Annotated in this window: 8 protein-coding genes and 1 pseudogene; 3 read left to right on the top strand and 6 right to left on the bottom strand. The window is 73.8% G+C overall.

Going from position 1 to position 8,145, the window contains the following annotated elements; translation table 11 throughout:
- Positions 1 to 275, bottom strand: a 275-nt coding sequence (locus BLR33_RS09065; protein ID WP_322987149.1) for a biotin carboxylase N-terminal domain-containing protein, incomplete at its 3' end; no start/stop codon positions are given.
- 494 nt (positions 276 to 769) lie between these two features.
- Between BLR33_RS09065 and BLR33_RS09060 the strand changes: the two genes are divergently transcribed.
- The gene (locus tag BLR33_RS09060; RefSeq protein ID WP_093783752.1) at positions 770 to 1,234 is read left to right on the top strand and encodes a hypothetical protein; all 465 of its coding nucleotides are present in this window, start codon (positions 770 to 772) and stop codon (positions 1,232 to 1,234) included.
- Positions 1,235 to 1,443: 209 nt separating this feature from the next.
- Here the strand turns inward: BLR33_RS09060 and BLR33_RS09055 are convergent, their stop codons facing one another.
- From BLR33_RS09055 to BLR33_RS09045, 4 genes are all read right to left on the bottom strand, one after another.
- Positions 1,444 to 2,100, bottom strand: coding sequence for a Maf family protein (locus BLR33_RS09055; protein WP_093783751.1), 657 nt, complete (start codon positions 2,098 to 2,100; stop codon positions 1,444 to 1,446).
- A gap of 179 nt (positions 2,101 to 2,279) precedes the next feature.
- Positions 2,280 to 2,432 (bottom strand): morphogenic membrane protein MmpB, encoded by a 153-nt coding sequence (gene mmpB / locus BLR33_RS35110; protein ID WP_176930183.1) that lies wholly within the window; start codon positions 2,430 to 2,432, stop codon positions 2,280 to 2,282.
- A 156-nt stretch (positions 2,433 to 2,588) separates the two neighbouring features.
- Entirely contained in the window at positions 2,589 to 2,831 is a 243-nt protein-coding gene (locus BLR33_RS09050) for an acyl-CoA carboxylase epsilon subunit (protein WP_407639653.1), read from the bottom strand.
- Positions 2,828 to 4,417 carry an acyl-CoA carboxylase subunit beta gene (locus BLR33_RS09045; RefSeq protein WP_093783750.1) on the bottom strand — a complete coding sequence of 530 codons (1,590 nt, stop codon included), beginning with the start codon at positions 4,415 to 4,417 and terminating at the stop codon, positions 2,828 to 2,830. Before BLR33_RS09045 ends, BLR33_RS09050 begins: the two co-directional genes overlap by 4 nt.
- 383 nt (positions 4,418 to 4,800) lie before the next feature.
- Between BLR33_RS09045 and BLR33_RS09040 the strand changes: the two genes are divergently transcribed.
- Together BLR33_RS09040 and BLR33_RS09035 are read left to right on the top strand one after the other, a co-directional pair.
- On the top strand, positions 4,801 to 5,661 hold the full coding sequence (locus BLR33_RS09040; protein ID WP_093783749.1) for a biotin--[acetyl-CoA-carboxylase] ligase: 861 nt from the start codon (positions 4,801 to 4,803) through the stop codon (positions 5,659 to 5,661).
- 651 nt (positions 5,662 to 6,312) lie between these two features.
- Entirely contained in the window at positions 6,313 to 7,584 is a 1,272-nt protein-coding gene (locus BLR33_RS09035) for an adenylate/guanylate cyclase domain-containing protein (RefSeq protein ID WP_093783748.1), read from the top strand.
- 340 nt (positions 7,585 to 7,924) lie between these two features.
- Here the strand turns inward: BLR33_RS09035 and BLR33_RS34250 are convergent.
- Positions 7,925 to 8,077 (bottom strand): annotated as a pseudogene (locus BLR33_RS34250) (diguanylate cyclase); the annotation flags it as partial.
- Positions 8,078 to 8,145 lie beyond the last annotated feature (68 nt).

The following is an 8,145-nucleotide window of genomic DNA, read 5'->3' as shown; positions in this document are numbered from 1 at the left end:
TGGGCGAACTCGGCGTTCTCCGACAAGAACCCGTAGCCGGGGTGGATGGCGTCCGCGCCGGACTCCTTCGCCGCGGCCAGGACCTTGGCGATGTCGAGGTAACTGGCCGCGGGAGTGTCACCGCCCAGGGCGTAGGCCTCGTCGGCCACCTTGACGTGCACCGCATCCCGATCCGGCTCCGCATACACCGCGACACTGCCGATCCCCGCATCCCGGCACGCACGGGCAACCCGAACAGCGATTTCACCGCGGTTCGCGATGAGCACCTTACGCACGACAGCTCCCTCCTTGGAACAAGCAGAGTTTAGGTAGTGGCCACACGTGCTGCCGACGCACCCTCGCACGTGAAGTTGCCCACACGGAGGGTGAACCGACGGCCCGGAGTGCCGGTGGACGCCTGCTCGAACCAAGGTACGGCGCGGGTTGGGGCAATGTCCCGCACTCAGGCATGTGGGAGCGATCTCGTTCGGAGTCGGGCGGTCGGAGCGCCGTTCCTTTGTGGGGTTCCTACGAAGAGCCCGCTCAAACTTTGCCTCGCCGTCCACCCGTAGGAGTGGTTGCGCCGCAGGCCTTGCCGGGTCCCGTACCCGTGAGTAGCGTGCCAGCGGAAGGGGTACCCGGGGTAACTCCCGTACGGCGCCCGGCGTGTCGGCCCGAGGCCCGGGACCGGGGCGGGCGGCGCCGGCCGGAACTGCCGGGAAGCCCAGGGGATTCGACGCGGTTCGAGGCGACTCGAAGGGCTCGGAGGAACTCGGAGGAAGGGGACGGGATGCGCAGGCTGCTGGCCGTGGGCGCCGCCGTGGTGCTCGTACTCGAAGCCCTGACGGTCGCGTTCGCGAACTGGATACTCGGTCTCGCCGTGCGCCGCCAGAACATGTCGCTCGCCGGCAGCAAGCCCGACGCGATGGCAGTGGGCGCCTGGGTGGCCGGCGGGGTCTTCGCGCTCTTCCTGCTGGTGTGCGCCGGACTGGTGGTGCGGATCGCCGTGCGCGACGCGATGGTCGGCCGGGTGTGGCGCATCGTGCTCATCGTGTGCGCGGTGATCCAGGGCGTGATGGGCGCCGCCGTGGTGGGCCTGGTCGGCTGGTTCGCCTTCGTCGCCCTGATGGTCGTCCTCGCGCTGCTCGTCGGCACTCTGCTGGCCTACGCGCCGGAGGACGAGGAGGGGCCGCGTACGGCCCCGGACACCGGTGGCGAGGTCCCGCCGCCTGCCGCCCCGCCCGCGACGGCGTAGCGGCCGCGCGGGGCCGCCGCGCTGGAGTGCCGCCGTGATGGCGGTGGGGCAGGGGGTGCCGCGTCGCTCGTGGGGGCTGCGAGCCCAGCGCGATGGGGAATCCGTGTCCACAGCGTGCCGGTCGTGGGGGCCGGTCGGGTGCCCGTCCTGCGCCTGATGGTCGTGCCCGCGCTTGGTCGACAGCGGTCCGATCCCCGGTCGGTCCCGGGTCAGGCGGCGCTCTCGCGGTTCCACAGGTCGGTGATGCGCACGGACAGGTCGGCGAGCAGGGTGCGCAGCAGTGGCAGGGACAGGCCGATGACGTTGCCCGGGTCGCCCTCGATGCCGTCCACGAACGGGGCCGAGCGGCCGTCCAGGGTGAACGCGCCCGCCACGTGCAGCGGTTCGCCGCTGGCCACGTAGGCGGCGATCTCGTCGTCGTCCGGGGAGCCGAAGCGGACGGTGGTCGAGGCGGTGGCCGAGGCGCGCCGGCCGGTGGCGGTGTCGATGACGCAGTGGCCGGTCCTGAGCACCCCGCTGCGGCCGCGCATCGCCTTCCAGCGGGCGGTGGCCTCCTCGGCGTCGGCGGGCTTGCCGAGTGCCTGGCCGTCGAGGTCGAGCACCGAGTCGCAGCCGATCACCAGCGGCTGCCCGTCCGGCAGCCGTCCGCTTGCCACGACCGCCTCGGCCTTCGCGGTGGCGAGGACGAGCGCGAGTTCGGCGGGGGTGGGCGCACTGATCGCCTCCTCGTCGACCCCGGAGACGAGCACGAGGGGCTCGATGCCCGCCTGCCGGAGCAGGCCGAGCCGGGCGGGGGAGGCGGAGGCGAGGACGAGACTGCGGGCGGGAACAGCCGCCGCGGCCGGGGGAGTCGGGGGAGGGGTCACCCGATCATCGTAGCCAGCGGCCCGCCGGCGCCGGCCGGGCCGGTGGGGAGGGTGAGCAGGTGCAGCCCGGGTTGGGGGTGCTGACTGGGGCGGCCTGACGGCTTGGTGAGTGCGGCGCGGCCGCCGTGTGCAGGGGCGCGGGCCGGGGCGGTCGCCCGGGGCTTGCGGCGCGGCCGTCCTCAGCCTCGCAGCGTGCTGAACGCCGTGATCGCGGTGATCGCGGTGGCCAGGGCAGCGGCCACCGCGAGCAGCAGCATGGCCCGGCGGAGCATCGCCTGGGCCCGGCGCAACTCCTCGTCGCGCTCACGCTGTTGATCGTCCGACCAGAGCATGCGCTCCAGGGTGGCGCGCCGGCCGCGGTGGCGCCTGAGTACGCGTACTCAGACGGCGCCACGCGGCACTTGGTCATCACCCGTCACTCAGGTGCTTTCCGAACTCGGCTGTTGCTGCCGTCCCTCACGTCACAGCCGCCGCGCCGGGCGCATCCGTCACCCGGGCCACGCGGAGGTGCGCCAGGTGTCGGGTCCGGGACGGCGGTGGGCGCCCGGGACCGTGCGGGCGGGGTCGGACCAGGCGCCGCGGGCCGGCCGGGAGCGGTCCTCTGCGGACTCCGCCGCCGCGGCCCGGGCCTGGACCAGCGCCACCACGGCGGCCAGCTCCTCGGGGGTCGGCGCCCCCCGCTCCACCTTGATCATCATGCGCGGCTCCTCGGGGCTCGCGGGGGCGGTCACAGCGGGATGTTGCCGTGCTTCTTCGGCGGCAGGCTCTCGCGCTTGTTGCGCAGCGCCCGCAGCGCCTTGACCAGTTGCGCGCGGGTCCGGGACGGGGCGATCACCGCGTCCACGTAGCCGCGTTCGGCGGCGACGTACGGGTTGAGCAGCGTGTCCTCGTAGTCGGTGATCAGCTGCCGGCGCAGCTCGTCGGCCTCGGCAGCATCGGCGGCCTGGGCGAGGGTGCGGCGGTGCAGGATGTTGACGGCGCCCTGCGCGCCCATCACGGCGATCTGGGCCGTCGGCCAGGCGAGGTTGAGGTCGGCGCCCAGGTGCTTGGAGCCCATGACGTCGTAGGCCCCGCCGTACGCCTTGCGGGTGATGATCGTGATCAGGGGAACCGTGGCCTCGGCGTACGCGTAGATCAGTTTGGCACCGCGACGGATGATGCCGTCCCATTCCTGACTGGTGCCGGGGAGGAATCCGGGGACGTCGACGAAGGTGATGACGGGGATGTTGAAGCTGTCGCAGGTCCGCACGAAGCGCGCCGCTTTTTCCGAGGCGTTGATGTCCAGGGTGCCGGCGAAGTGCAGCGGCTGGTTGGCCACCACGCCCACCGGGCGCCCCTCGATACGCCCGAACCCGGTGAGGATGTTGGGCGCGAACAGGCTCTGCGTCTCCAGGAACTCACCGTCGTCCAGGGCGTGTTCGACGACCTTGTGCATGTCGTAGGGCTGGTTCGCCGAGTCCGGGACGAGGGTGTCCAGCTCCAGGTCCTCCTCGCTCACCGCGAGGTCGGCGGTGGCCGGGTAGGCGGGCGCGTCCTCCAGGTTGTTGCTCGGCAGGTAGGACAGCAACGCCTTGACGTACTCGAAGGCGTCCTTCTCGTCGCCGGCCAGGTGGTGGGCGTTGCCCGAGGTGGCGTTGTGGGTGCGGGCGCCGCCCAGCTCCTCCATGCCGACGTCCTCGCCGGTCACGGTCTTGATCACGTCGGGCCCGGTGATGAACATGTGCGAGGTCTGGTCGACCATCACCACGAAGTCGGTGATCGCCGGGGAGTAGACCGCGCCGCCCGCGCACGGGCCCATGATCAGGCTGATCTGCGGGATCACGCCCGAGGCGTGGGTGTTGCGGCGGAAGATCTCGCCGTACATCCCGAGCGAGGCGACACCCTCCTGGATGCGGGCGCCGCCGGAGTCGTTGATGCCGATCACGGGGCAGCCGGTCTTCAGGGCGAAGTCCATCACCTTGACGATCTTCTCGCCGTACACCTCGCCGAGGGCGCCGCCGAAGACGGTGAAGTCCTGGGAGAACACGGCCACGGGCCGGCCCTCCACGGTGCCGTAGCCGGTGATCACACCGTCGCCGTACGGGCGGTTGGCCTCCAGCCCGAAGTTGGTCGACCGGTGCCGGGCGAACTCGTCCAGCTCGGTGAACGAGCCCTCGTCCAGCAGCAGTTCGATCCGCTCCCGCGCGGTCAGCTTCCCCTTGGCGTGCTGCTTCTCCACGGCGCTGCCGGAGCCGGCGTGTGTCGCGGCCTCGATGCGCCGGCCCAGGTCGGCGAGCTTGCCCGCGGTCGTGTGGATGTCGTACTCGGGCTCGGCCATGGAGGCGGCTCTCCTGCTCTCGTCGGCTCCCGTCACCCGCACTGCGCAACTCGCGGGTAACGCTTTTTCGTAGCGTAGTAGTGACACATCGGTACGGGCACTGCGGGCTTCGCCACACTCCCCGTCACCCGCACAAGTGCACGTGCCCCCGGCGCGGCTGTGTACGCGCGGCCCTCGCGGGGCCGGGGTGTGCGCGTCACGCGAGGGGGGTCCCGCTCGGCGGGGAGGGGCGCCCGGTGCGCGCGGTGGAGGCCCGGGCGAGCGACTGCGGCGGGTGAGGAGGGCAGTGTGGCCGGGACGGCTGACGGCGAGGCGGTGGTCCGGCGGGCGGGCGGGGTCCGGGACGGCGGGGGAGGCGGTGAGGAACGGCCTAGGGTGGAGGTATGACGCGCAGCCGCTGGTCCGATCTCGACCGACCGCCGTTGAATGCCGCGGCTCTCCGCAAGGCGGTGGTGGTCCCCGGCGGCCTGTGGACGGGGCTGGACGTGGTGGAGTCCACCGGTTCGACCAACGCGGACCTCGCCGCCAAGGCCACGCAGGGCGCCCCCGAGGGCACGGTGCTGGTCGCCGAGGAGCAGACCGCGGGCCGCGGCCGGCTGGACCGGCAGTGGACGGCCCCCGCGCGCTCCGGCCTCTTCTTCTCGGTGCTGCTCCGTCCGGGTGCCACCGGGGCGGACGGCACCGCGCCCGTCCCCGTCGAACAGTGGGGCTGGCTGCCGCTGCTCGCCGGGGTCGCCGCCGCGACCGCGCTCTCGCGGGCCGCGGGGGTCGACACGGCCCTCAAATGGCCCAACGACCTGCTCGTCACCGTCCACGGCGAGGAGCGCAAGACCGGGGGCATCCTCGCGGAGCGCACCGGCTCCGACGCGGTCGTCCTCGGCCTGGGCATCAACGTCACGCTGCGCGTCGCCGAGCTGCCCGTCCCCACCGCGGCCTCCCTCGCGCTCGCCGGCGCCGCCGGCACCGACCGCGACCCGCTCCTGCGCGCCGTGCTGCGCTCCCTCGCGGACTGGTACGGCGCCTGGCGCACCGAGCACGGTTCCGCCGAGCGGTCCCGCCTCCAGCAGACCTACGCGGCCGGCTGCGCCACCCTCGGCCGTACGGTCCGCGCCGAACTCCCGGGCGGCGACGCTCTCACGGGTACGGCGGTCGGTGTCGACCCCGACGGCCGCCTCCTCATCTCCACCCCCGAGGGTGAACGCGCCCTGGCCTCGGCCGACGTGATCCACATTCGTTCCGCTTAAGCGGGCGGGGTTCCCACCCGCCGTAGGGGTTCGCCGCCGCTGTCGCCTGCCGCGCCGCTGTGGCTGGTCGCGCAGTTCCCCGCGCCCCCAAGAACGGCTCCCCGCCGTAGGGGCTTCTCCGCGTCCCCGGCCGCAGGCCGGCTTTGGGCTGGTCGCGCAGTTCCCCGCGCCCCTTCGGGTTCCCGTCTGCCCCCCATCCCGCCATACCCGGCCGCAAGCCGGTGGCCTGCTGAGCGCGCAGTTCTCCCCCAGCGCTTCGCCTGGGAGGTTCCCCCACCCCCAGAGCTTCGCCTGGGGGTACCCCCCAGCGCCCCTGGGCGGTGCGGGGCTCGCCCTGCGCGTGAAGGGCGAGCACATCAGGGGTGCGGGGAACTGCGCGACCAGCCAGAGGAGCCCTGCAGGCGGCGATGGCGGCGTACCCCGACGGCGAGTAGCCGCCCCGTAGCCCCATCGCCGCGGCAGGCGGCGACGAGACAGGGACCCCGCGGCGGGGAGCCGCCCCCGTACCGCCTTGGGCGGGGCGCCGCCCCCGCCCGCGCCCCGCGGAACGTGAGCTGGGGCACACACACCTGCCGTATCTTTGAGACGCTGCGTCGTCTCGATGATCGGAAGGGCTGTGCGCAGGGACTTTTCAGGGGCCGGGCGGTAGGCGTGGACAACGACAGCCCTCCGCCCGACGAGCCGTTCACCCCGCCGCCGGGCGCCGGCCCGGCCGCCGGGCCGAACGCGGCGCGCCCGGCGCACCCCGGGACGGACCCCGCTCCCGAGACCGCGGAGCCCGCACCGGGCGGCGGGAGCGGCGAACCGGCCGGGGACGGCGCCCCTGTCCCGCCCGGCGGCGAGCACGGCGCGGCCGCGGGACCCGGGGAGCCGTGGGAGGAAGAGGGCACCGAGTCGGGCGAGCACCCGCTGGCGCTGCGGCTGGAGCAGCTGATCCTGGGCGCGCCCCGCCGTTACACCCCGTTCCAGGCGGCCCGCACCGCGGGCGTCTCGATGGACCTCGCCTCCCGCTTCTGGCGCGCCATGGGCTTCGCCGACATCGGCCAGGCCAGGGCCCTCACCGAGGCCGACGTCCTCGCGCTGCGCCGCCTGGCCGGACTGGTCGAGGCCGGGCTGCTCAGCGAGTCCATGGCGATCCAGGTGGCCCGTTCCACCGGCCAGACCACCGCGCGCCTGGCCGACTGGCAGACAGACTCCTTCCTGGAGGGCCTGACCGAGCCGCCCGAGCCCGGCATGACCCGCGCGGAGGTCGCGTACCCGCTGGTCGAGCTGCTGCTGCCGGAGCTGGAGGAGTTCCTGATCTACGTGTGGCGGCGGCAGGTCGCCGCCGCGACCAGCCGCGTGGTGCAGTCCGACGACGAGGAGGCCGTGGACCGCCGCCTCGCCGTCGGCTTCGCGGACCTCGTCGGCTTCACCCGGCTGACCCGGCGCCTTGAGGAGGAGGAGCTGGGCGAGCTGGTCGAGGCGTTCGAGACCACCGCGGCGGACCAGGTCGCCGCGTACGGGGGGCGGCTGATCAAGACCCTCGGCGACGAGGTGCTGTTCGTCGCCGACGACCCCGGCACCGCCGCCGAGATCGGCATGCGGCTCATCGAGACGATGACGGGTGACGAGACCATGCCGGCGCTCCGCGTGGGCATGGCGTTCGGCACGGTCACCACGCGGATGGGGGACGTCTTCGGTACGACGGTGAACCTCGCGTCCCGCCTGACCTCCATAGCCCCCCGCGACGCCGTCCTCGTCGACGGGGACTTCGCCGAGGCGCTGGGGGCGGCGGGGGAGGCGCCGCTCGCCGAGGCGGATGTGGAGGCGGGGTCCGACGAGAAGTACCGCTTCGCGCTCCAGCCGATGTGGCGGCGGCCCGTGCGCGGCCTCGGCGTGGTCGAGCCGTGGCTGCTCACCCGCCGCGACGGCTCCCCCTGAGGTGACGGGGTTCCCCTCCCCGTTGGGGATTCCGCGCGTTCCGGCCGCCGGGCCGGTCGGTGGCTGTGGGGGTGCCCCCAGCCCCCGGGGTAGGGCCTCCCGCCGCGGGGGTTCCTGTCTCGTCGCCGACAGCCGGCCGCTGACCGGTTGCGCGCGCCGTTCTCCCCCAGCGCTTCGCCTGGGAGGTACCCCCACCCCCAGAGCTTCGCCTGGGAGGTACCCCCCAGCGCCCCTGGGCGGTACGGGGCTCGCTTTGCGCGCGAAGGGCAAGGTTTTCAGGGGCGCGGGGAACTGCGCGACCAGCCCAAGGAGCCCCTGCACACGGCAGCGGTGGGAACCCCTACGGCGGGGAGCCGGAACCCCGCCCACGCAGAGCGCCCTCGCGCCCGGCGACGACCGGCAACGGCGAGCGCAGCGCTTTGGCCCGGTACTGGGCCGCGTCCGCAAGACGGAAGAGCCGCCGCGCGGAGCGCACCTCGCCGATGGGATCGCCGGGCATCCCCGCAAAGCTCATGGTCGGGCTGCGGTCGGGGGCCGGGGCGGGAACGCCCGCGGGGGCGC

Origin of the sequence: Actinacidiphila guanduensis (assembly GCF_900103985.1) — a bacterium.
Lineage (GTDB): Bacteria > Actinomycetota > Actinomycetes > Streptomycetales > Streptomycetaceae > Actinacidiphila > Actinacidiphila guanduensis.
This window is presented reverse-complemented; position numbering and strand designations above follow the sequence as displayed.